Origin of the sequence: Rhizobium sp. BK650 (genome assembly GCF_014195325.1) — a bacterium.
GTDB lineage: Bacteria > Pseudomonadota > Alphaproteobacteria > Rhizobiales > Rhizobiaceae > Rhizobium.
In genome coordinates, this window is record NZ_JACIBK010000002.1 from 439,260 (window position 1) to 465,197 (window position 25,938).

22 protein-coding genes and 1 tRNA gene are annotated in these 25,938 nt (G+C 60.2%); 15 read left to right on the top strand and 8 right to left on the bottom strand.

The genetic code is table 11. The features are described 5' to 3' along the window. Positions 1 to 112 precede the first annotated feature (112 nt). From FHX15_RS06485 to FHX15_RS06495, 3 genes are read right to left on the bottom strand one after another with little or no spacing between them, the layout of a single operon-like run. The gene (locus FHX15_RS06485) at positions 113 to 559 is read right to left on the bottom strand and encodes an RbsD/FucU family protein (RefSeq protein WP_183746391.1); all 447 of its coding nucleotides are present in this window, start codon (positions 557 to 559) and stop codon (positions 113 to 115) included. 9 nt (positions 560 to 568) lie between these two features. Continuing rightward, the gene (locus FHX15_RS06490; RefSeq protein WP_184395353.1) at positions 569 to 1,588 is read right to left on the bottom strand and encodes an aldo/keto reductase; all 1,020 of its coding nucleotides are present in this window, start codon (positions 1,586 to 1,588) and stop codon (positions 569 to 571) included. Positions 1,589 to 1,628: 40 nt separating this feature from the next. Beyond that, a complete protein-coding gene (locus FHX15_RS06495) occupies positions 1,629 to 3,131 on the bottom strand; it encodes a UxaA family hydrolase (protein WP_184394736.1) in 1,503 nt (500 codons plus the stop codon). Positions 3,132 to 3,381: 250 nt separating this feature from the next. On the opposite strand from FHX15_RS06495, the gene FHX15_RS06500 reads away from it, so the two are divergent. Next, positions 3,382 to 4,278, top strand: coding sequence for a GntR family transcriptional regulator (locus FHX15_RS06500; RefSeq protein ID WP_184394739.1), 897 nt, complete (start codon positions 3,382 to 3,384; stop codon positions 4,276 to 4,278). Positions 4,279 to 4,460: 182 nt separating this feature from the next. Here the strand turns inward: FHX15_RS06500 and FHX15_RS06505 are convergent, their stop codons facing one another. Beyond that, positions 4,461 to 5,954, bottom strand: a complete 1,494-nt coding sequence (locus tag FHX15_RS06505) for an MDR family MFS transporter (protein WP_184394741.1) — start codon at positions 5,952 to 5,954, stop codon at positions 4,461 to 4,463. A 461-nt stretch (positions 5,955 to 6,415) separates the two neighbouring features. Between FHX15_RS06505 and FHX15_RS06510 the strand changes: the two genes are divergently transcribed. Continuing rightward, positions 6,416 to 7,258, top strand: a complete 843-nt coding sequence (locus tag FHX15_RS06510; protein WP_184394743.1) for a glycosyl transferase — start codon at positions 6,416 to 6,418, stop codon at positions 7,256 to 7,258. A gap of 77 nt (positions 7,259 to 7,335) precedes the next feature. Continuing rightward, positions 7,336 to 7,839 carry a hypothetical protein gene (locus tag FHX15_RS06515; protein WP_184394744.1) on the top strand — a complete coding sequence of 168 codons (504 nt, stop codon included), beginning with the start codon at positions 7,336 to 7,338 and terminating at the stop codon, positions 7,837 to 7,839. A 22-nt stretch (positions 7,840 to 7,861) separates the two neighbouring features. On the opposite strand, the gene FHX15_RS06520 is transcribed toward FHX15_RS06515, so the two are convergent. Then, positions 7,862 to 9,370 (bottom strand): glycosyltransferase family 39 protein, encoded by a 1,509-nt coding sequence (locus tag FHX15_RS06520; protein WP_184395355.1) that lies wholly within the window; start codon positions 9,368 to 9,370, stop codon positions 7,862 to 7,864. Positions 9,371 to 9,854: 484 nt separating this feature from the next. On the opposite strand from FHX15_RS06520, the gene FHX15_RS06525 reads away from it, so the two are divergent. The 5 genes from FHX15_RS06525 (at position 9,855) to FHX15_RS06545 (ending at position 15,756) form a co-directional block, all read left to right on the top strand. Further along, positions 9,855 to 10,088, top strand: coding sequence for an AlpA family transcriptional regulator (locus tag FHX15_RS06525; protein WP_184394746.1), 234 nt, complete (start codon positions 9,855 to 9,857; stop codon positions 10,086 to 10,088). Positions 10,089 to 10,120: 32 nt separating this feature from the next. Next, a complete protein-coding gene (locus FHX15_RS06530; protein ID WP_184394749.1) occupies positions 10,121 to 12,652 on the top strand; it encodes a VapE domain-containing protein in 2,532 nt (843 codons plus the stop codon). A gap of 393 nt (positions 12,653 to 13,045) precedes the next feature. Then, on the top strand, positions 13,046 to 13,393 hold the full coding sequence (locus FHX15_RS06535; RefSeq protein WP_184394751.1) for a helix-turn-helix domain-containing protein: 348 nt from the start codon (positions 13,046 to 13,048) through the stop codon (positions 13,391 to 13,393). A gap of 228 nt (positions 13,394 to 13,621) precedes the next feature. After that, positions 13,622 to 14,584, top strand: a complete 963-nt coding sequence (locus FHX15_RS06540) for a hypothetical protein (protein WP_210290607.1) — start codon at positions 13,622 to 13,624, stop codon at positions 14,582 to 14,584. A gap of 296 nt (positions 14,585 to 14,880) precedes the next feature. Beyond that, on the top strand, positions 14,881 to 15,756 hold the full coding sequence (locus FHX15_RS06545; protein ID WP_184394755.1) for a DUF3800 domain-containing protein: 876 nt from the start codon (positions 14,881 to 14,883) through the stop codon (positions 15,754 to 15,756). Positions 15,757 to 15,818: 62 nt separating this feature from the next. Here FHX15_RS06545 and FHX15_RS06550 read toward each other — a convergent pair. Both FHX15_RS06550 and FHX15_RS06555 read right to left on the bottom strand, forming a co-directional pair. Then, a tRNA-Thr gene (locus FHX15_RS06550) sits at positions 15,819 to 15,894 on the bottom strand. Positions 15,895 to 16,018: 124 nt separating this feature from the next. Beyond that, on the bottom strand, positions 16,019 to 16,978 hold the full coding sequence (locus FHX15_RS06555; RefSeq protein ID WP_184394757.1) for an NAD(P)H-dependent flavin oxidoreductase: 960 nt from the start codon (positions 16,976 to 16,978) through the stop codon (positions 16,019 to 16,021). A gap of 306 nt (positions 16,979 to 17,284) precedes the next feature. Here FHX15_RS06555 and FHX15_RS06560 point away from each other — a divergent pair, with 306 nt between their 5' ends. Further along, positions 17,285 to 18,526 carry a hypothetical protein gene (locus tag FHX15_RS06560; protein WP_184394759.1) on the top strand — a complete coding sequence of 414 codons (1,242 nt, stop codon included), beginning with the start codon at positions 17,285 to 17,287 and terminating at the stop codon, positions 18,524 to 18,526. A 23-nt stretch (positions 18,527 to 18,549) separates the two neighbouring features. On the opposite strand, the gene ppk2 is transcribed toward FHX15_RS06560, so the two are convergent. Continuing rightward, positions 18,550 to 19,431 (bottom strand): polyphosphate kinase 2, encoded by an 882-nt coding sequence (ppk2, locus tag FHX15_RS06565; RefSeq protein WP_184394761.1) that lies wholly within the window; start codon positions 19,429 to 19,431, stop codon positions 18,550 to 18,552. An 11-nt stretch (positions 19,432 to 19,442) separates the two neighbouring features. Here ppk2 and FHX15_RS06570 point away from each other — a divergent pair, with 11 nt between their 5' ends. The 6 genes from FHX15_RS06570 (at position 19,443) to pstB (ending at position 25,927) form a co-directional block, all read left to right on the top strand. After that, positions 19,443 to 19,634 carry a hypothetical protein gene (locus tag FHX15_RS06570; RefSeq protein ID WP_184394763.1) on the top strand — a complete coding sequence of 64 codons (192 nt, stop codon included), beginning with the start codon at positions 19,443 to 19,445 and terminating at the stop codon, positions 19,632 to 19,634. Positions 19,635 to 19,675: 41 nt separating this feature from the next. Beyond that, the gene (phoR, locus tag FHX15_RS06575) at positions 19,676 to 20,899 is read left to right on the top strand and encodes a phosphate regulon sensor histidine kinase PhoR (RefSeq protein ID WP_184394765.1); all 1,224 of its coding nucleotides are present in this window, start codon (positions 19,676 to 19,678) and stop codon (positions 20,897 to 20,899) included. A 199-nt stretch (positions 20,900 to 21,098) separates the two neighbouring features. Continuing rightward, complete coding sequence (locus FHX15_RS06580) at positions 21,099 to 22,133, top strand: substrate-binding domain-containing protein (RefSeq protein WP_184394766.1); 1,035 nt, start codon at positions 21,099 to 21,101, stop codon at positions 22,131 to 22,133. Between the two features lie 163 nt (positions 22,134 to 22,296). Beyond that, on the top strand, positions 22,297 to 23,778 hold the full coding sequence (gene pstC / locus FHX15_RS06585; RefSeq protein ID WP_184394768.1) for a phosphate ABC transporter permease subunit PstC: 1,482 nt from the start codon (positions 22,297 to 22,299) through the stop codon (positions 23,776 to 23,778). Then, positions 23,775 to 25,097, top strand: coding sequence for a phosphate ABC transporter permease PstA (gene pstA, locus FHX15_RS06590; protein ID WP_184394770.1), 1,323 nt, complete (start codon positions 23,775 to 23,777; stop codon positions 25,095 to 25,097). Before pstC ends, pstA begins: the two co-directional genes overlap by 4 nt. Positions 25,098 to 25,111: 14 nt before the next feature. Further along, positions 25,112 to 25,927 (top strand): phosphate ABC transporter ATP-binding protein PstB, encoded by an 816-nt coding sequence (pstB, locus tag FHX15_RS06595; RefSeq protein WP_184394772.1) that lies wholly within the window; start codon positions 25,112 to 25,114, stop codon positions 25,925 to 25,927. Positions 25,928 to 25,938: the final 11 nt, after the last annotated feature.

A 25,938-nucleotide genomic window follows, 5' to 3' on the forward strand; every position in this document is an offset into this window, starting at 1 on the left:
AGCTGAGGTCCAGGCAAATTGCAAGTGCGCTGATCTCGCCTTTATGATTCACTGAATTGCCTCCCAACCGATTGTTTTTATTTCATATACATAAAGACCTAAAATGAGGTCTTTAGTTGAATTGCACCTCATGCGGATGCACGACGCCCTTCTTCAAAATGAGGTTGCCGTACAGTCGGAATTCGGTGGTCGCGACGATATAGGCCGCCTTCCGTGCCATTTCGTAGAAAGCGAAGCGTTCGACGGATGCGATCGGAAAATCACCCGCGCGCCGCGTGACGATTTCCTGGAATTCGGCGCAGACCTCCGGCACCGCCTTGGGGTCGCCGACCACTTCCATCCGCCATGCCGATTGCGGCACGAACGTATCGAGCGGCATGTGGGTGAGGATCGCTTCGGCCATGGCCGTAGCGCTGACGCCATCAGCGCGGATGACGTCGGGGCCCATGCTGCTGGCAGGGAAATTGGCATCGGCGATGACGATATCGTCGCCGTGCCCCATGCTCTTCAGCGCGTAGAGCAGATCGGGACCAAGAAGCGGATGAATACCTTTAAGCATGTTGTCTCCTCAGACCCGGACGGCTTCTTCGCCAAGCGGCGCGGCAACCAGCGTGTAGGGTTCGAATTCGGGGTAGATATCCGCAGGCAGCTGCGGCTCGAAATTTTCCATATTGCGCACGAGGCTCGAAGGTTTCGCGGTGCCGATCAGCACCGAGGAAACGATCGGGTCGCGCAGCGGAAACTGCAGGGCAGGGGCGGCAAGCGGCACGCCGTGGCGCTTGGCCACCTCTTCCATCGCACCGACCTTGCCGAGAACCTCGTCGGTGGCGGGCATGTAATCGAAATGCGATCCCGGCACCGGCCCGGTTGCGAGAATGCCGGAATTGAAGACGCCGCCGACGACGAGCGACGTGCCCTTCTGCCGGCAGAGCGGGATGAGTTCGGCAACGGCAGACCGGTCGAGCAGCGTGTAGCGGCCGGCCATCAGGATCGTGTCGATATCGGCATTGCGCATCACGTCGAGGCAGACGGGCACTTCGTTGACGCCGAGACCGAAAGCCTTGATCGCGCCCGAAGATTTCAGCTTTTCCAGCGCCTTGATGCCGGTATCGAGGAAATTCTTCAGGTGCACGGCATTCCTGGCAGCGCCATGCGTATAGCTGCCGATGTCGTGGACGTAGAGAATATCGATGCGGTTGAGGCCGAGGCGCGCATAGCTGAAATCGACCGACCGCATGATGCCGTCATAGGAATAGTCGTAGTCGGCATCGAAGGAGAGCGGGTCGACATAGCTGTAATCGGGAACAGTGCCTGTCGGCACCGGGCGCAACAGGCGGCCGACCTTGGTGGACAGCACATAATCGTTTTCCGGCTTGTCGCGCAGGAAATCGCCGACGCGTCGTTCGGCAAGCCCAAGGCCGTACCACGGCGCCACGTCGTAGTAGCGGATGCCGTAGCTCCATGCTGTTTCCAGCGTTTCCATCGCCTGTTCGCGCGGGCAGGCGCGGTAAAGGCCGCCGAGGGCTGCGGCGCCGAAGCTGATTTCGGTCACTTCCAGCGCCGTGTTGCCAATTCTCCTCGTCTTCATCATTCCTCCTCGTGAAGACCCGAAATTCAATAAATACTATTCAGAGTGTGGCGCCGAGATGCCACGGGACGAATTCGTTGTCGCCGTAGCCGAAGATTTCACTTTTCGTCTTTTTGCCCGAGGCCGTCTCGACGATCAGATCGAAGATCTCGCGGCCCTTGCCGCTGATCGTCGCATCGCCCGTAACGATCGTGCCGCAATCGATGTCCATGTCCTCTTCCATGGAGGCATAGAGCGCCGAATTGCTGGCGAGCTTCAGTGAGGGGGCGGGACGACAGCCGAAGCAGCTGCCGCGGCCGGTCGTGAACGCGATCATGTTCGCGCCGCCGGCCACCTGGCCGGTGGCCGAAACCGGGTCGTAGCCGGGCGTATCCATGAAGACGAGGCCGGGGGCCGTGACGCGCTCGGCATAGCCATAGACCGCAGTCAGCGGCGAGCGCCCGCCCTTGGCAACGGCGCCAAGGGATTTTTCCAGAATGGTCGTCAGCCCGCCGCGCTTGTTGCCCGGCGATGGGTTGTTGTCGAGCGAAGCGCCGTGCAAAGCCACATAGTCTTCCCACCAGGCGATCTTCTCGTCGAGCTTTTTGGCGACCTCGTCGCTGACCGCGCGGCTGCGCAGCAAGTGCTCGGCACCGTAGATCTCCGAGGTTTCCGAAAGGATCGCCGTACCGCCGGCAGCTGCCAGCAGATCGGCAGCAACACCGAGCGCCGGATTGGCGGTGATGCCCGAAAAGCCGTCGGAGCCGCCGCACTGCAGGCCGATGATGATCTCGCCGACGGATATAGGCACGCGCTTTTCCCGGCCGACATCGGCAGCAATCTCGCGCAACACACCCATGGCGCGCTCGACCGCGCGGCGCGAACCGCCGGCATCCTGAATGTTGAAGTGCCGCTTGGAGGCGCCGGCTCCGCTCTGGCCGTAGAGGGTGAGCTGGTTGACCTCGCAGCCGAGGCCGATCATCAGCACGCCGCCGAAATTGACGTGGCGGGTGTAGCCGGCAAGAGTCCGGTGCAGCACGTTCATGCCGTCGCCGGTCGAGCTCATGCCGCAGCCCTGGTCGTGAACGATCGGCACGAAACCGTCAATGCCGTCGTAATGCGGCAGGATGGTGCGGTTGGCCTCGTCGGCGATTGCCCGGCAGACCGTGGTGGAACAGTTCACGCTGGCGATGATGCCGATATAGTTGCGTGTCGCAGCGCGCCCGTCGGCACGGCGATAGCCCATGAACGTGCGCGCCTTGTCATCAGCACTTGCTTCTTCCGGCGCGGAATTGGCCGTTGCCGCAAGCCTGTCGTTCTCGAAATGGAGATTATGGCTGTGCACGTGGTCGCCCGCTTTTACATCGGCAGTCGTGCGGCCGATCGCCTGGCCGTATTTGACGACCGGCATTCCCTGCGGAATGTCCGTGATGGCGATCTTGTGGCCGGCGTCGATCTTCTGCCGCGTCTTCACATTGGCGACATCGGATCCTTCAGCGATTGGTGCCGTTGCGACCGCGACATTGTCTCCGGCCGACAGGATGATCCAGTTCTGTCTGTCCAATTTCTTCTCCCTAGGGAAGCGTTCGCTACATCGGCGAAATGCGCATTGATTTTGTTTTTTATCTACAATAAACATTTTCAAGTCAACGGGAATATTGATCCTGTGGACGAGGGAGGCAAACAGCCGCATGCGACTGAAAATAAGATAAAAGTCGCTTGAAGAGGCTCCTGGTCCGGCTATGCCCGTTCTCGGCGGCGGGCATCATCGCCGCGTCGCCAGGACCGTCGGGTTGGGCGGAAAGCAGGGTCTGATGGCAAGACAGAATACGGTCTTCAAGGAAGCGTATAATCGATATGCGGCAGCGTTGCGCCTGGACACAGCGCTGCCTTCGGAGCCCGAAATTGCCGCCCAGCTCGGCGTCAGCCGCAGCACGGCGCGCGCCATCCTGACCCGCCTCAGCGACGAAGGCATCATCCGCTGGAACAAGCGCCAGAAGATCGTGCTGCGCCAGCCGACCGATCGCGACTTCTTCCCCTCGGAAGAAACCGACTCACTGCACGACATCATCGAGCGCAGCTTCATGCAGCGCATCCTTTCCGATGAGGCCGCACCCGGCATGCAGATCAACGAGCTGGAGCTCGCCCGCGAGATCGGCACGGGCACGACGAGCGTGCGCGAATTTTTGATCCGCTTTTCCCGCTTCGGGCTGATTGAAAAACGCCCGAACAGCCATTGGACGCTGAAGGGCTTTACCCGCGAATTCGCCTTGGAACTCGCGGACGTGCGCGAAATGTTCGAGCTGCATTCGGCCGCCGAATTCGGCAAGCTTCCCGCCGACCATCATGCCTGGGCCGATCTTGCGGCGATCAAGGCGGAGCATACGTCCGTACTCTCCGATATCGACGACCGCTTCAAGGAATTCTCGGCCCTCGACGAGCGCTTCCACCTTTTGATCCACCGCGCTTCGAAGAATCGCTTCATCGCCGATTTCTACGACGCGATCGCCATCATCTTCCACTATCACTATCAATGGAACAAAACGGCCGCCCGTGATCGCAACGAGCGTGCGATCTACGAACATCTCGATTATATCGCAGCCCTTGAAGCTCGCGATCAGGCAAAGATCGAGGCCGCCTGCCGCGTCCACCTTCGCTCGGCGCGGCAGACGCTGCTGCAGTCCATCCCGCAGACGACGGAAAGTATCTGAATTGTCATCATCAAGGGTGTGCCGTGTGGCCCCCTCATCCGCCCTTCGGGCACCTTCTCCCCGATGGGTAGAAGAGGGAATCGAGACGCCGCGGCATGTCCCTTCGCCCCACAGGGGAGAAGGTGGCCCGAAGGGCCGGATGAGGGGGCCAAACCCACCGATTCCAACCGATCAGCTCTATTCTAACGCGACGCCGCCTCGCTCGCCGCACCTCCCGCACCTTCGCTCTTCACCCCCCGGCCGATCGGAATGAGCCAGGTCGTCGCAAAGGTCAGCACCGCCACGACGACGACGCCCCAGAAGCTCCAGTGCAGCGCCGCATCGAAGACGCCACGCACCGCCGGATCGCTTGCAAGCGCCGAGAGGCCGGTCGGCTCGTTGAGGACATCGTGCAGGCGGTCCGCCGCTGCACCCGTCGCATAATGATCGATCCCGGCATTGAGGATCGCGCCGAGCACGGTGGCGCCGAGCGTATTGCCGAGGCTGCGGGCGAAGATGATCGAGGCCGTGGCGCTGCCGCGCATCGACCATTCCACGCTGTCCTGCACCAAAGCGATGCTGGTGAGGTTGATGAGCCCCATGCCGAAGCCCATGAAGAAGGAGCCGGCGCCGGCGACGGCCGGATGGCTTTCCGGCGTGAGGAACAACAGAAAGAAGGCGCCGAAGGGGAACATGAAGCTGCCGACCCTCAGCGTATTGCGGATGCCGAATGCCCTGAAGAAGCGGCTCGACAGCATCACCGACAAAGGCCAGCCGACCACGAGCATGGTGAGCGTGAAACCGGCGACGATCGACGAGCGGCCGAGCACGCCCTGCACATAGAGCGGCAGGATCGTCGATAGGCCGATCAGCGCCATGCCGGCGAGCAGCATGCAGGCATTGCTGGTTGCGACAAGCCGCCGGCTCCACAGCGCAATCGAAATGATCGGCTCCGGCGTGCGCTTCTCCTGCAGCACGAACAGGATGCCGGTGACGACGAAAACGATCACCAGCGAACTCAGGAACCAGCCCGGCGCGCTCGTTTCCGTCAGGATCGTCAACAGCGCGATGATGGAAATCGAAAACAGGATGGCGCCGAGATAGTCGATCCTGGCGTTCTTATGCGCCACGTCCTCCTTCAGGAAGATCAGGAAGGCGATGATCGACAGGACGCCGATCGGCAGGTTGATCCAGAAGATCCAGGCCCAGGAGATCGTATCGACGATAATGCCGCCGGCGAGCGGTCCGACGACCGCCGAGGTTGCCCAGACCGTTGCCATCACGCCCTGCACCTTGCCGCGCTCTTCGAGCTTGAACAGGTCGCCGATAATAGTCATCGTCACAGGTTGGATCGCACCGGCGCCAAGCCCCTGCACCAGACGGAAGACGATGAGCGAGGCCATCGACCAGGCCAGCCCGCAAAAGAGCGAGCCGACGAGGAAAACGAGGATGCCGCCGATCAGCACCGGCTTGCGGCCGAAAATATCCGAGAGCTTGCCGTAGATGACCGTCGTCGTCGACTGCGCCAGCAGGAAGGCGGAAAAGACCCAGCTGTAATAAGTGAAGCCGCCGAGCTGGCCGACGATCCGCGGCATGGCGGTGGCAACGATCGTGGCCTCGATCGCTACCATGAAGGTCGCAAGCATGATGGTGGCAACGACGAGCGTGCGGTTGGATCGCTGGGTAGTGGCGGACATGAGAACCTCTCGGGCTTTCTCAGCGAGACGGGTGTCGACTACAGCATCGGTCTGAAAATCGGAATCGATTTTCAGAAAGCCTGATGCGTAGCTTCAGAAAGCTAGAGCGTCCTTTGTGCGTCCGAATGGACGCACGGCGCTCTAGTGGCCAAGTTGCAATGCGTGATGTCGGCAGTCTTTTATGCTCCTGCTGGTAGCAGGTAAAGCGCAAGTGAATCCTTTCTACTATATCGACGAGTTAAACTGCTTCCGGCCCCGGCAAATTTCAAATACAAGGCATTTTGCGAAGGAAGTTTTGGCGGGTACCCGCCGGAAAAGGAGATCTGGCAGGCTGCCAGGGCTCTCGGATGTCAGGATTGCATTTCCGCCAGGTTATTCCCAACTGAAAACCTGACGCAGGCCTGTGAACCGGTCCATCGCGGATGCGAAGGGTTCGGGTCCGGGCACGGAAATGGCAAGATATGATGACGCATGTTTTGGCCGCGAGCGGCGGCGTTAAACAGGTAATTTGCATCAATTGGGGTACGAAATACGGACCGACTTTCATCAACCGGCTGTATGCGATGGTGGCGCGCAACATCACGCCGCCCTTTACCTTCACCTGCTTCACCGACTGCCGGGACGATCTCCATCCCGCCATCCTGTGCGAGGACCTGCCGCCTCTGGACGTTAAGATGCCCGTCAATACGAGAGGCATCTGGCCGAAGGCGATGCTTTGGGGACCGAAACTCGGAAGCCTGAGCGGGCCGGTCCTCTATCTCGACCTCGACCTGGTCGTCGTCTCTTCCCTTGACGGCTTTTTCGAAGTCGGAGGCCCTGACGATGTCGTCATGGCCCGCAACCAGACGACGCCTTTCGAAAGGCTCGGCCAGAGCTCGCTCTTTCGCTTTCCGGTCGGCAAGCTCCTGCCGCTGCAGGAAAAGTTCAGGGCCGACCCGCAGAAGGTGGCCGACGAGTATCAGTACGAACAGCGCTTCGTTACCCGCAATGCACCCGGAGGCGTGAAGTTTTTCCCGCGCCGGTGGGTTCTGCACTTCCGGCAGGACTGTCACTGGGCCTTTCCGCTGAACTATTTCCTCGCCCCGCGCCTGCCCTCCAGCGCCCGCGTCGTCCTCTTCCCGCGCGGCTTCCATCCGCAGAACGCCATCGAAGGGAAATTCGGCCCGAGAGGCCGGGCCGAAACCAGGCTCGAGCACATCAAGCGTGTCGTCCACGCCAGCCAACGCGACGGCAAGCCGCCCTTCCGCTACCTGCGCCACTATATCCTGCCCACGCCCTGGGTGGCCGAGCACTGGCATGAGTGACGGCCAAACTTTCCGATTCAGCGGAACAATTTCTCGCTTTAAATGTTCACTGCCCAGGAAAATCCCTGGGTGCTCTCATGCGTCCTTTTCTGTTCGCAACGTCGCTCTCGCTCGCTGGCCTGGCTGCCGGCGCCAATGCGTCCGAGGCAGATTTTCTCAATTCGCTGGCAGGCGACTGGAGCGGAACCGGCATGGTCCTGACCAGGATCGGCGGCGCGAAAGTCAATGTCTCCTGCAATCTGAAATCCGATGCGAGCCCCTCGACCGTTGACATGAATGGCAGCTGCCGCGGTCTCGCCTTCATCACAAGAAGCTTTACGGCCAATGTGAAGGCAGCCGGCCAACGCTACACCGGCAACTATACCGGCCCCTCAGGCCTGCCTTCCAGGCTTGTCGGCAGCAGGAAAGGGGATGCCCTGACCTTCGATATCACCTGGGCGCGTGTCACCAATGGCGACCGAAGCGCGAATATGATGATCCAAAAGGTGGGTCAGAACGGGCTTCGCCTGCAGACCATCGATCGCGATCCTGTGTCGGGCCGGTCCGTGGTGACGAGCCGCATCGATCTGCAGCGCGAGTGAGGGCGTTAAAAGATGCGGGCGGTCATCGCACCGCAGATCCATCCGACAGCGGTCCGTCGATCCAGGCATAGCCGAGGGAAAAGACATGCTTGGGATTTCCGTAGAGATAGGGCAGCGTCAGGGCCTGTGTTTCGGGCAGTTCAATCCCAGCTGCCTGCAGGCGGGCTGCAAACTCCGGTGGAATCGTCGCGTCGCTCGCCGTGCGGCCGCGCCAGACGATGAGCACCGGTCCATCGGCGCGTGCGTAGCTGCTCGTTTGAGGATCGGGAAAATCGGGTAAGACGGCAGGCACGTCGGGCCATTGCAGGCGAATATTGCCGGCCAGGTATTTGTTCGATGCGATGACGAGAACCGGCTTCCGGCTTTCGCCCAATCTTGATGCGAATTCCGCCATCGGTACGTTGAGGATCGGATAGCTCCCAAGGAGGCCGGCCCCGACGATCCTGAGGGTCAACACCGATACGATAATGACCATCGCCACCGGCACGATCGGCAGAAAACGGCGAATCCCGGCCGACATATCGAAGCCCGCAGCCTGCATTTTCAGGAAAAGGGTGATCGGCAGGACGAGAAGAAACGGGTCGAGCCACCGTTCATGAATATGACTTGCGCCGCCGATGATGACGATGACGACCGAAAGCAGGCTTGCCGCCATCATGCGTTCGATCAATCGTATCAGGGGGCTGGTTGCCCTGAGAGCGCGGAAAAAATCGCGCCGGAAGCAGGCTGCAAACACGGCAATCGGCAGTGCCGTGAAACCGATGATGGCAATGAAGAGTGAGACAAGCCCCTGGCCGATCCGCAGGATCGCGCTCCCCGCTTCGTGGTCGGCGGTCATCCGCTCGAGGGTTGCAGCCGAAGCGCTCTCGATGTTGTCCGGCAGCCACAGCGCATGCGGCAGAACGATGAGAATGGCAACGGCAATCGCGACGAGCATGCGCCAGTCAAAAAGATGGCGGCGCCACTGTCTGTCCGGCAAGACCGCAAGGAAAGCCGCAGCCGGCAGAATGGCGAAATTATATTTGGCGATCAGCCCGACGCCGACGGCGATGCCGACCAGCAGATAGGAGGCAAGCGTCGGCCGCCGAAGCGTCCTGAAAAAACCGTAGAGAAACAGCGAGGTCGCAACCAGAAGCGCCACGGTGTGGGTAAGCTCGCGCTGCGCGAGAAAGCCGACCTGCGGCAGGATAATAAGGCTCAGCATGGCAATGGCTGCGAGCGACTTGTCCTTCAGCGCTTCTCGTGCGGCAAAGCCATAGAACAGATAGCAGAGAAAAAGTAGGATGTTTTTGGGAACCACGAGCGTCCAGAGCGACAGGCCGGCCACCGAAACGACCGCATATTGCAGCCAGTTGTAGAATGGCGGCTGCGGGCCGTAGCCCAAGAGGAGAAACTGCGAGAAGAACGCCTGCTCGGATTCATCAAGGCCGAGCGTGTCGGGCTGTATCAGGCGAAGCACGATGTTGAGAACGAAATAGCCCGCCAGGAAAAACCCTGCCGCCGCAACGCTTTGACCAATGCCGGAGAGCACCGATCCGCGTTCGGCAATCACATTTTCCCCGCCCGGCGAGGGCAACGTGCTTTCAATTGTCATGATAGGCCGACTTGAATGGAGAACATTTAGGGGAGGGTTCGTTGCGATATGTCGTTCGGCCTTGGCCTCGTCTTATGCGATGCGGCATCTCCGGCCTGACCTGGGCCAAGCCCGAGCCAGTCAGTCATTTCTCTCATCGTCGTCGGTCCCCCGGCATTCGCAGGTCGTCTCCTGACAGATCGCAACATGCGGTCGCAAATAGCAAGCCTGTCGCGGGTGGAGATATCAGTAAGTCGGGGCTGAAATTTTCAGGCGTGGCACAGCGGCCACAGGTTGCCGCCGTGGATCCTGCCTGTGATTGGACATCCCTTGAGCAATGCCGTTAGCGCACCGGCATGGGTCCCGTTGAAATACATCGCATTTCTTATAATCAACCGTCGCCGCGCATCCTGCTTCTGATCGGAAGTTCAGAGGAACGAGCATGACTGGCAAGACAATCCCCTACACACTCTTAAGCACGAGCGACGTTCAGAAGATCGCTCCGGTTTCGAACGTGACGCTCTGGCGCTGGGTGAGGGACGGCAAGTTTCCCGCGCCCATACAGGTCGCGAAAAACAACTTCTGGAGGTCCGACGAAGTCGGCGCCTGGATGGATGAAATGTCCTTGAGGCGCGTTGCGTCAAATCCGAAAGCCCCTTCTCAGGAACGCGAATAAGCGTCGGCCCCCCAAGTTTCATCGGAAAATCCATGGATAGAATCTCGCAATACGCGCCATCGCAGGCGGCGGGCGTCTCAGGCTGCGTCGAACGGCTGCGCCGCGACGTTTCCCTGTCTTCGACAGCAGCGCAATACGGCTGCAAGCTTACCCGCAGCGGGCAGGAATTTTCCGCCTGCTGCCCCTTCCACGCCGAAGACACCCCGTCGTTCACGATCTTCGCCGGCCAGGATGGGATCGAGCGTTTCCAGTGCTTCGGCTGCGGCAGGAAAGGCGATGTCCTCGACTTGGTGCAGGAGGTCAGAGGCGTCGATCTTCAGGGAGCGATCCGCATTCTCGGCGGCCGCGACGACATCAGGCCGAACGTTCCCGCTCGGCATGTCCAGGCGGGGAACATCTATGAGGGGCTGGTGCCCCTTCCGCCGCCGGCCGGTCTGCTTCAGGCCGGCCGGCGCATCACGCTCTATAATCCGAAACGCCGGGGGACGCCCTCGGAATGGGGCACCTTCGCCCCATCGATGGTCTTTCCCTATCGAAAGGCCGATGGCTCGCTGTCAGGTTATGTCCTGCGCCGGGATCTGCCTGATGGCGGCAAGGAGACGCCGATGGTCATGTTCGTTCGCCTCCCCGATGGCAAAGAGACCTGGTCGCGCTTCCCCTTCCCGAAGCCGCGGCCGCTCTACGGGCTGGAAACGATCGGCGACGGCAAGCAGGTGGTGATCGTCGAGGGCGAGAAGTGCCGCGACCGGCTCAGCCAGGCGAGCGGGCGAACCGTCGTCTCCTGGCCGGGCGGAACCCAAGGCGCAAAGCACACGGACTGGTCGCCGCTCTCGGGTCGGCACGTGCTGATCTGGCCGGATTTCGACGGTCCGGGCCTGGCGGCTGCCGATGATATCGCCGCCCGCCTGACCGCGGTCGGCGCGCATGTCCAATGCGTCGCCTTCACGGATGCGGCGCACGGGTCCGATATCGAGCGCTACCGTTTCGACGATTGGCGGGCCGGCCGTTTTCCACGCCGCGGCTGGGACAGCGCCGATGCCGTCGATGCCGGATGGACGCAAAGCCAGCTCGACGCCTTCATGAGCGCCACGCTTCGCGACTGGAGGCCAGAGCCGCTTGCTGAGATGCCCGCTGCCGAGATGGAGCCCGTTTCTGAGATGGAGGAGCGGCGCGTCGTGCAGTTCAATCGGACAATTTCTGTGCAGGCCTCCATAAGCGCACGTCCCGAGCCGGTCCCGGATGCGTTCGCCCAAGACCCATATGCGTTCGAAGGCCCAGATGCGTTCGTCCAAGACGATGAGCCGACGCGGGCGATCACGCCTGCCGGGGATGCGCCCCGGAATTTCGGCCGCCTGATGGGCATCGCGCGCTTCGATATCGAACTCGAACAATGGTTGGTCGATCGCCAATGGTTCATCAAGCTCAACCTGCTTTCGGGCGAGTTGGAGATCCATCGTGACAGCGGCATCGTTCCCATGAGCGACGCGCGGCTGGCGGAAATTCGCTTCGAGCTCGCCCGCGCGGCCCGGGGCAGGGAGTCGTCCAAGGACAACATTGTCGATGCCCTGGTGCTGATCGGCGAGCGGCGAGCCTACCATCCGGTGCACGACTATCTCGCCCGTGTCAAATGGGATGGAAAGCCGCGCATCGACACCTGGCTCGTCGATTATTTCGGCGCTGAGGACTCGGCCCTCAACCGCGCCTTCGGCCGCAAGATCCTCTGCGCCGCCGTTCGCCGCGTCAGGCATCCGGGCTGCAAATTCGATCATATGCTTGTCGTCGAAGGCCCTCAGGACATCGGCAAATCCTCCGCCGTCCTGGCGCTCTGCCATGACGGCGACTGGTTCACCGACCAGCTCGAAATCGGCGCCGATGCCAAAGTGACCATCGAAAAAACTGCCGGCCACTGGATCCTGGAAATGCCCGAACTCGACGGCCTGAGCCGCCGCGACATCAACCGCGTCAAATCCTTCATCCCCGCGCGGAAAGATGTCGCCAGGCTCTCCTATGGCCGCTTTGCGACCAAACGCCCACGGCAATTCGTCCTCTTCGGCACCACCAACGAAAGCCGCTATCTGACCGACACCACCGGCAACCGCCGCTTCTGGATCGTCCGCGCCAAGGCTGCTGATCCCACGGGCATCGCGGCGGCGCGAGACCAGCTATGGGCGGAGGCTGCGGAGAGGGAGGCGGATGAGAACCTGTGGCTCGATGACCCGGCATTGCGGAATGCAGCGGCTGGTGTTGCGCATGAGGCATCGGATTTCGGGCCTTGGCTGGAAATCCTTCGCGAGCGCATTCCGGAAGGTCCGCTGAAGATCAAGGCCACGGATGCCTGGAAGCTCGTCGGCTTCGACGGGCCGGAGACCATCAATAAGCTGACGAAGGCTCATCACGCCCATATGCGTGCGGCGATGGTCGGCCTTGGGTTCGAGAAGAAGGATAAAGGCATCCGCTTTCGCGACGGCGAGAGAAAGACGGCCTATCTTCGCGGCGATCCGGACGACGCCCGGGAATGGAGCCCTCACAGTCACGCGCCGGCATATGGCGACGATCCTTTCTAACGCGCACCGACCCTGACAACCCGGCCATCGAGCCGGGTTTTTTGTTTCCCTGGGAATGCGAACCTCCGCCAGGCAACCTCCTCCAGGCATGGAACCTCCGCCAGCGAAGGCAGGTTTTGGCGGAGGTTCGTGGAGGTGGAGGAGGTTATGGAGGAGGTAACCTCCGCCGGGGTAAGTAATTGATCGTAAATTGTTATCACCTGCTGGAGGAGGTGGAGGAGGTTGTTTGCTGAAAGGTACCGCAAGCTGGGTTTTGCCGGCTTTATTGGGCGAAATATAGGGTGCTTCCGGCTACTCTTGGAAAACGCGCTTTAACCTACGCCACCTCCGCCGCGGATCGATGGCGCGGCTTGTCGGCCCACGCGGGGACATCTACAAGGGATAGAGAAACACATGGGTGAGCTTACACGATTGACTATCGAGGGGAAGGATTACGTTCTTCTCCCTGAACCGGACTATCAGGACATGATCGACATCAGGGACGCAGCCGCCGCACAAGCCAGGATCGCGGCCGGCGAGGAAACCTGGCCCGAAGAAGTCGTCGGCGCTCTCGTTGCCGGCAAGCATCCGGTCAAGGTCTTCCGCAAATATCGCGGCATGACGATGGCCGAGCTTGCGGCGGCGGCGACCCTATCGCAGCCCTATGTTTCCGAAATCGAAAGCGGCAAGAAGAGCGGATCGATCGACGCGATGAAGGCGATCGCGGTCGCGCTGAACGTCGACCTGAATGACCTAGTTTGATGCCGATCTTTGCGATCAGGAAGGGGAACCACCGCATCCGGCTACTCTTAGAACAATTCGTTCTCCGCCGCCGTTGCCTTTTCACGACGCAATCGCGGCTTTTGATGATCCGAGCCGATGTGTGTTCGAACGGCTGGATCGAAGGTGAGTTTTGGCCGCGTCGCCCCTATATCCCGCTTTATCCGAATCTCTTCTTTTGAGAGAATGTAGGAGTTGGGCACGGGGGCTATGCTGGGCGGCGGATCAAAATCCAGAGAACATCACTGGTGGCCTGTGGGGCTACAAAAATTTTGGGCAGATAAAAACGGCGATCTAGCTTGGATATCACCGCAAGGAAAGATCGACAGAAAGCGCGTTCGAAACCGCAAGATTGCCAAGAAGGCCCACGGGCACACCATCTTTCATGGTCAGGTTTGGGAAACCAATTTCGAGGGTGACTTTCAATCCGTCGATGATGCCGCGCCCCAAATTGTCGAGACGTTGCTGGGCTTCAAACCGTTCGGCCTAACACCTAGCGAAGCCCTGCATATGTTTCGGCTCCTATTCAAGCGTGATCGGCATCTTAGGGATACATGTCGATTTTACAACCTTGACGAAAATACAAACCGGAAGCTTTTGCTACTTATCCTATCGCTATTGATTAGGGGTCCAGGCAATCGTTTCCGATACGAAAACTACCCCCAGCTGGTCGGCTTGCCGCCTAATGAGAACGTTGGCAAGTTGAATATGCGGCAAGCCTATTCGCTTGCTAAGCGGCAGTGTGAGACTGGTTCCCTCTCAAATCGCTATTACGTTTTGCTCCATTCGCCTTGGAAGCGGTTTGTTTTCGGCGACGGACAATTTGATTGGCTATCTCAAGGGCTCAACGGCTATCGGATTGATGGCCGAGCGCTGATGCCGCTCACGCCTCATTTGTGCATATATGTTTGCACGCCCAGATCTATGCGGGTCACGCCGAATTGCGCCTCGTTCCTGGCCCCGCCATGGATGGTGGATGAGGTGAACGAGATGATCCAAGCCTGTTCGAAGGACGCAATTTACTTCATGGGATCGCAGCCAAAGTTGATGCCTGCCTTCATTGAAGGGCAATTTCTTCGGCACAATCGTCCGAACAATTACCTGATAGACCTCCTGGACGAAGTTGCCGGAAACACAAGGCCGCTGTCATCTTTGATAAGTTGGACGGCCTAGCCAAAACGGCCGCCAAGGGCAATCATCTGCAGGACCTGGCGGACCGCCGGTTCATAGACTTCATACTAGGCAGCCCGCCAAGGTCGCTTATCAGTTTCAGCTACCACTTTCTTATTTGTTCAGCGTGATGTAATTAAATCGACCATTCCCGTTTCGAGTGCAACGCTAATGGCAATTACATATCTTCTACCTCTTGCAACTTTTACCGCCGTTGCGTATTTAGGTTTCGGAGTTGCGGAACAAACGCCGCGCTCATTCAGGGGCCCGTGCTTTTCTAGGTGCGGGCTTCCGCGTTTATGATATTTGCCTATCTCGATGAGTTTGGCCACGCTGGGCCGTATTACGGGCGAAACCATCCTCGTTTCAACACCAGTCCTGTTTTTGGCCTCGGTGGATTTCTCCTTCCTGAGAATGCGATCCGCCCATTTGCAACGCGGTTCCTAAAACTGAAAACTGCACTGTTGGCGCCCGAAATAGAGAAATCAGACAAGCAAGCTTATGAGTGGGAAAAAAAGGGCTCAAATCTTTTTACCGCCAACTCGATCGTAAGATACCCACACATTCGCGCTGCAATGTTCCGGTTGATCAACGAGATAAGGAATTCATCCGGCAAAGTTTTCTACTCAGGTCGGGAGAAGATCCGCGACACTGAGGACGTCCGCGCAAATGGCCTTTATACTACGGTTTTTGCGAACGCCATCAGGCAGATCGATGCGTATTGCGAAAGCATTGACGAGAGCTTTGTTTTGATCGTGGACGAACACTCTTCGAGAAAAGAACTCCTGGAAACAGCGGCCAAGACAATGTTTGGTCACACACCGGTAAGGCGACTATTGAGCCCGCCTTTTGAGGTCGAGAGCTACCTCAATCAGAATATCCAAGCCGCTGATTGGGTTGCGACAATCGTGGGTCGCATGTGGAACCACAAGATTGACGCCGATTTCGACAACTATGCTCTTTACGAAAAGTACTTCTGGACACGTATCCATTCAGTGGCGACGCACAGCACCGTCATGCAGCGTCCCAAGAAGAATCCGCTCCCCGACACCTCGTCGGAGGGGGCGCTCGCTTCTGCACTAAAGAAAGCACTTAAAGAGAAAGCGGGATCTAAGGTCACTTCTGTTGAAGCCGATCTTGTCCACGTCTCAATCAAAACCGCAACGCTGGACTAGTATTTAGTCCTGATTCAAAGCGCCATTTATAAGTGATTATAAGAAGCTAGCGAGAGAAGAAATGGTGCCGCTTACGTGACTCGAACACGTGACCCCATCATTACGAATGATGTGCTCTACCGACTGAGCTAAAGCGGCAATCCGGCGGGAGAAGCTTGTCGCCCGCGATTTGCATGGGGCTGATACAGGCATTGTCTGAAGATTTCAAGCACCCTCTTAGGCCCCCGGGCAAAAAAGCTGAAGCTTGTGGAAAGGCCGGCGGTTAGAGCGCCAGCCGGGCGCGGGCGGCATGATATTCCGCTTCCAGCCGGTCGACCAGCTTTGCGACCGGCTCCACGGCCTTGATTGCGCCGATGCCCTGGCCGCTGCCCCAGATGTCCTTCCAGGCTTTTGCGCCGCCGGTTGCCTGTTCGAAATCCATCTTCGAAGGATCGGCTTCGGGAAGGTTATCAGGGTCGAGGCCGGCGGCGCGGATGGAGGGTTTCAGGTAGTTGCCGTGTACGCCGGTGAAATAGTTGGAATAGACGATATCGGCCGCCGCTCCTTCGACGATCGCCTGCTTGTAGGCATCGGCGGCGCGGGCCTCTTCGGTTGCGATGAAGGGGGTGCCGATATAGGCCATGTCGGCGCCCATCGCCTCTGCGGCCAGAATGGCGCCGCCGGTCGCAATCGAGCCTGCGAGCAGCAGCGGGCCGTCGAACCAGGAGCGGATCTCCTGCACCAATGCGAAGGGGGAAAGCGTGCCCGCATGACCGCCGGCGCCCGCCGCAACGGCGATCAGTCCGTCCGCACCCTTGCGGATCGCCGAATTGGCATGGCGGTTGTTGATGATGTCGTGCAGCACGATGCCGCCATAGGAATGCACCGCCGCATTCACCTCAGGCACCGCGCCGAGCGAGGAAATGACGATTGGCACCTTATATTTCACGCAGAGCATCAGATCGTGCTCCAGCCGCTTGTTCGACATATGGACGATCTGGTTGACCGCGAAGGGGGCGGCCGGCCGCTCCGGATGCCTGGCATTATAATGGGCGAGATCTTCTGACATCATCGCCAGCCACTCGTCGAGCTGGCTTTCCGGCCGCGCGTTGAGCGCCGGAAAGGCGCCGATCACGCCGGCCTTGCATTGCGCGAGCGTCAGCGCCGGATGGGAGACGATGAAAAGCGGCGAGCCGATAACAGGCAGTCTCAGATTGTCCTTGAGGATCGCGGGCAGGGCCATGCTTTCACCATTTTTTGACGTTTACGAAAACGTCAATTGATTATCAGAGCCAGCGCCCGAGGAAAAGGGAGCCCCAGGAAAAGAGCAAGAGGAAAAGAGCAAGAGGGGAACGCGCTCTCTTTTCCGTAATCCTGTCCAGTTTCAGATTATCTAATCCAGATCTGGAGCATTGCGTGGCGCCTATCCCCCGCCGATGCGCTCCGCAAGGGCTGCGAGGCTTGCGGTTTGCCGCACTTGCCGCTACCCAATTTCGATGGGCATTTTATCTTTTGCGGTGAATGTCGCTGGAAACGTGAAGGACTTGACGTGAGCGGACTAGAAACGGCCATCAGAACTGCCCTCGATAGTTCCGACCGCGACAATGCGGAAGTCCGCGCACGTATCTATCAGTCTGCGCGTCAGGCGCTGGAAGCTGGTCTGCGCAAGCAGGATATCACCGATGCCGATGTCGTGGCCTATCACCGCCATCGTTTGGAAACCACAATCCATACGATCGAGAGCGAGGAGCGCGCCCGTCTGCATCCGCGTCAGGGGCCTCCGGAGGTTCCGGTCCCGCCCATCGTCGAGATGCCCGAGCCCGCGCATCGCGCCGAAGAGCCCGCGCATCATAGAGAAGAGCCTGCCTTTCGCGCCGAAGAGCCCGCTTATCGCGAGCATGAGGATGACAATCTCGCCGTCGTCGGCGAAACCCGCGGCTACCATGCCGCTCATGTGGACGATGCACGCCTGGATGATGTGCATGCCAGAAGCGCCGATCACCTGGGGGCGGCGCCCGATCGAGAGATGCGCGGAGAGATGCGCGGGGCGCCGGACAGGCGCGGCGGCATGGATTTTCGCCCCGAACGGGCTGCTGTCCGCCGCAAGCCGCGCAAGTTCTTCTCGCGCCTGCTCGTCTGGTGCGTGTTGCTCGCCTTCATCGGCACGGGTGCCTGGTGGGTCTATAGTTCCGGTCTGCTGAAGACGGCGGCGGAGCGAGACACGAGCGTCGCCAACCCGCCCGCCAGCACCCAGCCGGAAGATTTCAACGGCGAGGAAAGTGCCGGCGACCGCGCGTCGCATAGTGATCAACCGGTCACCATCGATCCGCAGAATGGTTTCTCCGCGGACTGGATCGAGATCTTCAAGCCTTCCGATGCCGACAAGATCCAGGCCGGGCCGCGCGCCCGTGTGGAAAATGTCACCGAGACCGAAGGCCCGGCCGTCCGCCTGACCTCGCAGAGCGGCAATGCCGATGGCAATGTCTCGATCAGCATTCCCGCCAACGTGCTGCAGCAGCTCGCCGGTAAGTCCTCGACCGTGGCACTCACCCTGCAGTCGACCACGGACGAGCCCACGCAGATCACCGTCGAGTGCGATTTCCAGTCGCTCGGCAATTGTGCCCGCCATCGTTTCAATGTCACGCGCGAAAAATCCGACGCCCTGCTGCAGGTGCGCTTCGACCGCTCGCTGGCGCCGAATTCCCCCGGCAAGCTGATGATCAATGGCGATGTCGACGGCAAGGCCCGCGGCATCAATCTCTTTGCGGTGCGCATCCTGCCGGGCCAATAAGCGGTCCGGCTATTCGCGAGAGTCTATTTCAGGAAGCCGGGACCGGAGCCGATGATCTTGTCGTCGAGCGTGCCGATTGCCTCCTTGTTCTTGCCGTCATAGTCGATGGTCTTGAGCATGTGGCGGATGAGGTTGAGCCGCGCCCGGTGCTTGTCATTCGCATGGATCACCGTCCAGGGCGCAAATTCCGTGTGGGTCTCCTTCAGCATGCGGTCGCGCTTCTCGCTGTAATCGTCCCATTTGGTCAATGCGGCTATATCCATCGAGGAAAGCTTCCAGACGGCGAGCGGGTCATGCCGCCGGTCATGGAACCGCTTGATCTGCATTTCCCGGCCGATATCAAGATAGAATTTGAAGAAGAATATGCCTTCGTGAGCGATGATCTTTTCGAGCTGCGGCGCCTGGTGCAGGAAATCTTCATATTGCCTCAGTGTGCAGAAGCCCATGACCGGCTCGACCCCGGCGCGATTGTACCAGGAGCGGTCGAAGAGCACGAACTCGCCCGATGTCGGAAACTGCGCGATATAGCGCTGGAAATACCATTGGCCCTGTTCCCGGTCGGTCGGCTTGGCGAGCGCCACCACGCGGGCAAGGCGCGGGTTCATATGGGCTGAAGATGCCTGGATCGCGCCGCCCTTGCCGGCCGCATCGCGCCCTTCGAAGAGCGCCATCACCCGCTTGCCCGTCGCCTGCAGCCAGAACTGCACCTTCACGAGCTCGGCCTGCAACGTCTTGAGCTCGTCGAGATACTCGTCGTCCTTCAGCTTCTTCTTGTAGGGATAGCCGCCGGATTCCAGCGCATGCTCGTCCACCCAGTCGGGCAAGACGGGATCGTCGATATCGAAGACGCGCTTCTTGCCCCCGATCTCCAGTTCCACGGTTCTGCGTTCGACATCCTCGGCCATCGCTCCCTCCGGTGCTTGATCGTTTCGTTTTTCAGCAGGCGAACATATTTATCATTGAAAATCAAATCCGCTGGGTAAGCGAAGCGCAATCGCCATCGTGCGGCCGCGGCTTTTCGCGCAAGTTTCTCAAATGGAAAACTTCTGTCATGAAAGGCGGCTATCAGGCAGAGTTTGAATATAAAGAAAACGAATCGATGCCGTGAGGGGCGCTTTGGAAGACGAAAGATCGTGGACGAAAAGCCTGTTGGCGCGTATCCGGCGCGAGCGCCCGGTTCTGCTGGCGGCGCTGCTGAGCGCGCTGGTGGCGCTTGCCGCGGGCATGAACAAATGGATCGTGTTTGCCCTGCTGCTCGCCATGATCGTCACCGCGCTCTTCCACGAGGCGCCGGTTATCAAGCCCGATGTCGTCGAGCCGGCCGAGCCGGAGCCTGAAGAGCTCCCGAGCCGTCTGCCGGAGGTCTCCGCCACGCTGGCCGGTCTCGATATCCCCGTCATGGTGCTGTCGGAAGATGCCTCGGTGCTCTTTCAGAACCGTGCGGCTGAAAAAGCCTTCGGCGAGGTGACGCCCGGCTCGCATATATCGGCAAGGCTGCGTTCGCCCGGCGTGCTCGACATGGTGCGTGAAACCATTGCCACCAACGCCCCGAACCAGATCGAACATTCCGAGCGGCTTCCCTCCGAGCGTGTCTATATCGTTCGCAGCGCCCCGATCGAATTCGTGGAGGATGACGGCCGCCAAGAGCGCTATTACATCCTCTCCTTCCGCGATATTTCCGAGGTCCGCCGCATCGACCGCATGCGCTCGGATTTCGTCGCCAATGCCAGCCATGAGCTGCGCACGCCGCTTGCCTCGCTGCGCGGCTTCATCGAAACCATCCAGGGGCCGGCCAAGAACGATCCGAAGGCGCAGGCGCGCTTTCTCGGCATCATGTTCGACCAGACGACGCGCATGAGCAGGCTGGTCGACGATCTCCTGTCTCTGTCAAGGCTCGAGCTCAAGTCGCATATCGCCCCCGATGAAAAGGTGGATTTGGTGCCGCTCCTCGGCCATGTCAGGGATTCGCTCGTACCGCTTGCAAGGGATGTCGGCGTCTCGATCAACCTGCATCTGCCCGACGGCAAGGTCGAAGTGCTGGGAGACCGCGACGAACTCGTCCAGGTCTTCGAGAACCTGATGGAAAACGCCTGCAAATACGGCCAGGAAGGCGAGACCGTCGATGTCTGGCTGCGGAACGGGTCGGGCCAGCCGGTGGAAGTCAGCGTCATAGACAAAGGTCCCGGCATTCCGGCCGAACATGTGCCGCGCCTGACGGAGCGCTTTTATCGCGTCAGCATCGAAGACAGCCGTTCGAAGAAGGGCACCGGCCTCGGGCTTGCCATCGTCAAGCATATTCTCACACGCCATCGCGCACGCCTGATCGTCAAATCCGAGGTCGGCAAAGGAACCGAGTTTACGGTACGCTTCTGACGCAATATTTCGCACCTTATTTAACGGACAAAAATTTTTAGCTTAAGAATCAATAGTTTAAGCTGTCATAAATGTTTCACCGATCTGACATAAAAGGACGGTGCTTAAGGCGCTAAGAGAGTCCTGCCGATGAAAAAAGGCAATGCGGGGGCCTCTTCGAGGCCGCACTCACACAAGCCCAAATGCCCGGGAGATTCTAATGAACACCTTTAAACTCACTGTTGCCGCGCTCGCTGCAACCGCCGCTTTCGCTGGCGTTGCCGTCGCCCGCGACCAGATCCAGGTTGCTGGTTCCTCCACCGTCCTGCCCTACGCCAAGATCGTCGCTGAATCCTTCGGCGAGACCTTCACCAACTTCAAGACGCCGGTCGTCGAATCCGGCGGCACGGGCGCCGGCCTGAAGGAATTCTGCAAGGGCGTCGGTGAAGACACGATCGACGTCGCCAATGCTTCGCGTCCGATCAACAAGAGCGAGCTGGAAGCCTGCAAGGCAGCCGGCGTGACGGACATCCAGGAAGTCAAGATCGGCTACGACGGCATCGTCTTCGCAACCGACGCTTCCAACCCGGATGTCGCCTACGTTCCGGCCGACATCTACAAGGCCCTCGCTGCCCAGGTCGTCGTCGACGGCAAGCTCGTCGCCAATCCCTACAAGAAGTGGTCGGAAGTCAACCCGAAGCTCCCGGCTGTTGATATCGCTGCCTACATCCCCGGCGAAAAGCACGGCACCCGCGAAGTCTTCGAACAGAACGTTCTCGCCGCCGGCTGCAAGGCCTCCGGCGCTCTCGATGTCATCGCCAAGGAAATCACCGACAAGGCTGCCCAGACCAAGGCTTGCGTCGCAGTCCGCAAGGACGGCGCTGCAGTCGATATCGACGGCGACTATCCGGAAACCCTGGCACGCATCGCTGCCAACAAGACCGGCGTTGGCGTATTCGGCCTCTCCTTCTACGAAAACAATGCCGACAAGCTCAAGGTTGCGACCATGAGCGGCATCGTTCCGTCGACGGAAACCATCGCCAACGGCACCTACCCGGTTTCCCGTCCGCTGTTCTTCTACGTCAAGAAGGCGCATCTCGGCGCCGTTCCGGGCCTGAAGGAATATGTCAACTTCTTCGTATCCGACCAGATGATCGGCCCTGACGGCCCGCTCGCCGAATACGGCCTGGTTGCCGCTCCGGACGCAGAGCGCGACGCGATCCGCAAGGACGTCGAGGCTGGCAAGACCATGTAATGACTTTACCGGCGCGGCGCTTGGGGCGTCGCGCCGGTATCGCCTTATCCGCTCGGCGCACCTGGCGCCGGGCGGATCATTCTTCTCCATGATATCGAAGCCGACGGCACGCTCCCGGAGCTGCCGGGCTCTTTTGGGGCTGTGGGGCCTGGGGACGTAACGAATGAGCACATCCATGATACTCTTGTGCCTGCTGGTGATCGGCGCCGTTGCCTATGTGGCCGCGCGCAGCCGCGCCGGGGCACTTGCCGGCGGCAGGTCTTCCGTCCTGCATTCGCGGCCGGCCTATTACGGTTCCTACGCTGCGATCTGGGCCGTTCTGCCTTCCTTGATCGTCCTGTGCATCTGGTTGGCCGTCAGCCCGGGCATCATCTCGTCCTCCGTTCGCGGCGCCTTTCCCGACGACGTGAAGGCTCAGCCCGCCGCCCAGCAGGACCTCGCCTATGGCATGGTCGCCACGGTCGCCCGCGGCATGAACCTCCTGACCGCCGACGAGCTTTCGTCGCTGTCCGGCAATCCCGCCGGTCTGCAGGCAAAGCTCAATGAAAAGGGCGTGCCGCTCGCCGGCGAACCGCAGCCCTTCATGATCGATGCTGCCAAGACCCTGAATGCGAAAAGCATGACGAGCCGCATGATAATGACGGCCATCGTGCTGGTCCTGTCCGTTGCCGGCGCCTTCTACGCCCTGCGCTCGGTCGCACCCCGTTTCCGCGCCCGCAACCGTGTCGAACGCGTCATGCTCTGGGCGCTGCTCCTCGCCTCCTCCATCGCCATCCTGACGACGATCGGCATCGTGCTTTCGATGCTGTCGGAAGCAGCCCGCTTCTTCTCGGTCGTTCCCTTCGCCGACTTCTTTTTCGGAACGGTCTGGGATCCGCGCTTTGCAGGTGCAGGCGGCTCCTCCTTCGGCCAGTTCGGCCTAGTTCCCCTGCTGCTCGGCACGCTCTATATCGGCCTGGTCGCCATGCTGGTTGCCGTTCCCGTCGGCCTCTTCGCTGCCATTTATATGGCCGAATACGCTTCGCCCCGGGTTCGCTCGCTCGCCAAGCCGCTTCTCGAAGTGCTGGCCGGCATTCCGACCATCGTTTACGGCTTCTTCGCCCTCGTCACGGTCGGCCCGTTCCTGCGCGATTTCTCATCGCAGATCAATGGGTTGCTGACCGGCAACTACACCAACTTCATCCAGGCGCAGAGCGTGATCACCGCCGGTATCGTCATGGGCATCATGCTGATCCCCTACGTTTCCTCGCTCTCGGATGACATCATCACCGCCGTGCCGCGTGCGTTGCGCGACGGTTCCCTCGGTCTCGGTGCCACCCGTTCCGAAACCATCAAGAAAGTGGTCCTGCCAGCCGCACTTCCCGGCATCGTCGGTGCATTGCTCATGACGGCATCCCGCGCCATCGGCGAAACCATGATCGTGGTTCTCGCGGCCGGTGTCGCCGCCCGCATCCAGATCAACCCCTTCGAACCGATGACGACCGTGACCGTCAAGATCGTCAACCAGCTGACCGGCGACCTCGAGTTCACCTCGCCGCAGACGCTGGTGGCCTTCGCACTCGGCATCACACTGTTCTGCATCACGCTTTGCCTCAACATCTACGCACTTTATATCGTGCGCAAATACCGGGAGCAGTACGAATGACGAATATTGTTTCTCCCGTCGCCGGCGTCACCGTTTCCAAGGCGCCCGCGCGCCGCGATATCGGTATCAAGCGCCGCTATGCCGCCGAGCGCCGGTTCCAGGCCTATGGCATCGCCGCTATCGCCTTCGGCCTCGTCTTCCTCTTCATTCTGCTCTGGACCGTCATCAGCAACGGCTATACCGCCTTCCAGCAGACGGCGATCACGCTGCCGATCGAGTTCACCGAAAAGACCATCGACCCCGACAACAAGCGCGCGACCGATCCCTCGGTTCTGATCGCCGCCAATTATCCGGTCCTGCTGCGTGACGCGATCGTCAAGCAGCTCGGCATCAACCCCTCGAGCCGTTCGGATGTGCGTGACGCGTCCGCCATGATTTCGAAGGGTGCGCCGATCCAGCTGCGTGACATGGTCGTTGCAGATCCGTCGATCATCGGCAAAACCGTCAACGTCACCGTTCTCGCCGATGCGAATATCGACAGCGCCAACAAGGGCCAGATCGATCTGCGCGTCGATGAGAAGAACCGCAAGGTCAACGACAAGCAGGTCGGCTGGATGAACCAGCTGAAGGCGAGCGGCGCGCTGCACAAGCAGTTCAACACCGGCCTCTTCGTCAACGGCAACTCCAGCCGTCCCGAAGCGGCAGGCCTCGGCGTCGCCTTGATCGGCTCGCTCTACCTCATGCTGATCGTTCTCGCGCTTGCGTTGCCGATCGGCGTCGCCGCCTCGATCTACCTCGAGGAGTTTGCGCCGAAGAACAGGCTGACGGACCTGATCGAGGTCAACATCAACAACCTCGCAGCCGTTCCCTCGATCGTCTACGGTCTGCTCGGCCTCTCGGTCTTCATCAACTTCGCCGGCATGCCGCGTTCGGCATCGCTGGTCGGCGGCCTGGTGCTGACGCTCATGACGCTGCCGACGATCATCATCGCGACGCGTGCAGCACTTCGCGCCGTGCCGCCGTCGATCCGTTCGGCCGCTCTCGGCCTCGGCGCCTCGAAGATGCAGATGGTGTTCCACCACGTGCTGCCGCTCGCCATGCCGGGCATCCTCACCGGCACGATCATCGGCCTTGCCCACGCACTCGGCGAAACCGCGCCGCTGCTCTTGATCGGCATGGTCGCTTTCGTGGCCCAGGCGCCGGCCACGCCGCTCGATCCTTCCACCGCACTTCCGGTCCAGGTCTACATGTGGGCCAACGAAGCCGAGCGCGCATTCGTGGAAAGAACCTCGGGTGCCATCATCGTCCTGCTCCTGTTCCTGATCGTCATGAACATTGGGGCTATCCTCTTGCGTCGTCGCTTTGAGCGCCGCTGGTAAACGGAGTAGAGATCATGAATATGTTGACGGAAGCAGCAGTCGAGAAAGCGCTGGACCAGAAAATGAGCAATGTCCCGTTTAAGATGATCGGTCAGGACGTCTCCGTTTATTACGGCGAGAAGCGCGCGCTTTTCGATGTCAATCTGAACATCCGCGAAAACACCGTGACCGCGCTCATCGGTCCGTCCGGCTGCGGCAAGTCCACCTTCCTGCGTTCCCTGAACCGCATGAACGATACGATCGACGGCTGCCGCGTCACCGGCAAGATCACGCTCGACGGCGATGACATCTACGATCCCGATATCGACGTCGTGGAACTGCGCGCCCGCGTCGGCATGGTCTTCCAGAAGCCGAACCCGTTCCCGAAGTCGATCTACGAGAACGTCTCCTACGGACCGCGTATCCACGGCCTGGCCAAGTCGAAGGCAGACCTCGACCAGATCGTCGAGTCGAGCCTGCAGCGCGCCGGCCTCTGGAACGAGGTCAAGGATCGTGTGCATGAATCCGGCACCGGCCTTTCCGGCGGTCAGCAGCAGCGTCTGTGTATTGCGCGCGCCGTTGCCGTCAGCCCGGAAGTCATCCTGATGGACGAGCCGTGCTCGGCCCTCGACCCGATCGCGACCGCCAAGGTCGAAGAGCTGATCCACGAACTGCGTGAAAACTACACGATCGTCATCGTGACGCATTCCATGCAGCAGGCCGCCCGCGTCTCGCAGCGCACCGCCATGTTCCATCTCGGCAACCTTGTCGAGGAAAACGATACCGACAAGATGTTCACCAATCCCGACGATCCGCGCACCCAGGATTATATCATGGGCCGGTTCGGCTGATTTTGGCGTTG

Bases quoted from the DNA above. Each gene is read 5' to 3' on its own strand.
- FHX15_RS06515 (WP_184394744.1), top strand. From the start codon at position 7,336: ATGCGTCCTTTTCTGTTCGCAACGTCGCTCTCGCTCGCTGGCCTGGCT.
- FHX15_RS06580 (WP_184394766.1), top strand. From the start codon at position 21,099: ATGAACACCTTTAAACTCACTGTTGCCGCGCTCGCTGCAACCGCCGCT.
- FHX15_RS06555 (WP_184394757.1), bottom strand. From the start codon at position 16,978: ATGGCCCTGCCCGCGATCCTCAAGGACAATCTGAGACTGCCTGTTATC.
- FHX15_RS06485 (WP_183746391.1), bottom strand. From the start codon at position 559: ATGCTTAAAGGTATTCATCCGCTTCTTGGTCCCGATCTGCTCTACGCG.
- pstA (WP_184394770.1), top strand. From the start codon at position 23,775: ATGACGAATATTGTTTCTCCCGTCGCCGGCGTCACCGTTTCCAAGGCG.
- FHX15_RS06535 (WP_184394751.1), top strand. From the start codon at position 13,046: ATGGGTGAGCTTACACGATTGACTATCGAGGGGAAGGATTACGTTCTT.
- pstB (WP_184394772.1), top strand. From the start codon at position 25,112: ATGAATATGTTGACGGAAGCAGCAGTCGAGAAAGCGCTGGACCAGAAA.
- ppk2 (WP_184394761.1), bottom strand. From the start codon at position 19,431: ATGGCCGAGGATGTCGAACGCAGAACCGTGGAACTGGAGATCGGGGGC.
- FHX15_RS06500 (WP_184394739.1), top strand. From the start codon at position 3,382: ATGGCAAGACAGAATACGGTCTTCAAGGAAGCGTATAATCGATATGCG.
- FHX15_RS06545 (WP_184394755.1), top strand. From the start codon at position 14,881: ATGATATTTGCCTATCTCGATGAGTTTGGCCACGCTGGGCCGTATTAC.
- FHX15_RS06510 (WP_184394743.1), top strand. From the start codon at position 6,416: ATGATGACGCATGTTTTGGCCGCGAGCGGCGGCGTTAAACAGGTAATT.
- FHX15_RS06490 (WP_184395353.1), bottom strand. From the start codon at position 1,588: ATGAAGACGAGGAGAATTGGCAACACGGCGCTGGAAGTGACCGAAATC.
- FHX15_RS06530 (WP_184394749.1), top strand. From the start codon at position 10,121: ATGGATAGAATCTCGCAATACGCGCCATCGCAGGCGGCGGGCGTCTCA.
- FHX15_RS06505 (WP_184394741.1), bottom strand. From the start codon at position 5,954: ATGTCCGCCACTACCCAGCGATCCAACCGCACGCTCGTCGTTGCCACC.
- FHX15_RS06525 (WP_184394746.1), top strand. From the start codon at position 9,855: ATGACTGGCAAGACAATCCCCTACACACTCTTAAGCACGAGCGACGTT.
- FHX15_RS06540 (WP_210290607.1), top strand. From the start codon at position 13,622: ATGCTGGGCGGCGGATCAAAATCCAGAGAACATCACTGGTGGCCTGTG.
- pstC (WP_184394768.1), top strand. From the start codon at position 22,297: ATGAGCACATCCATGATACTCTTGTGCCTGCTGGTGATCGGCGCCGTT.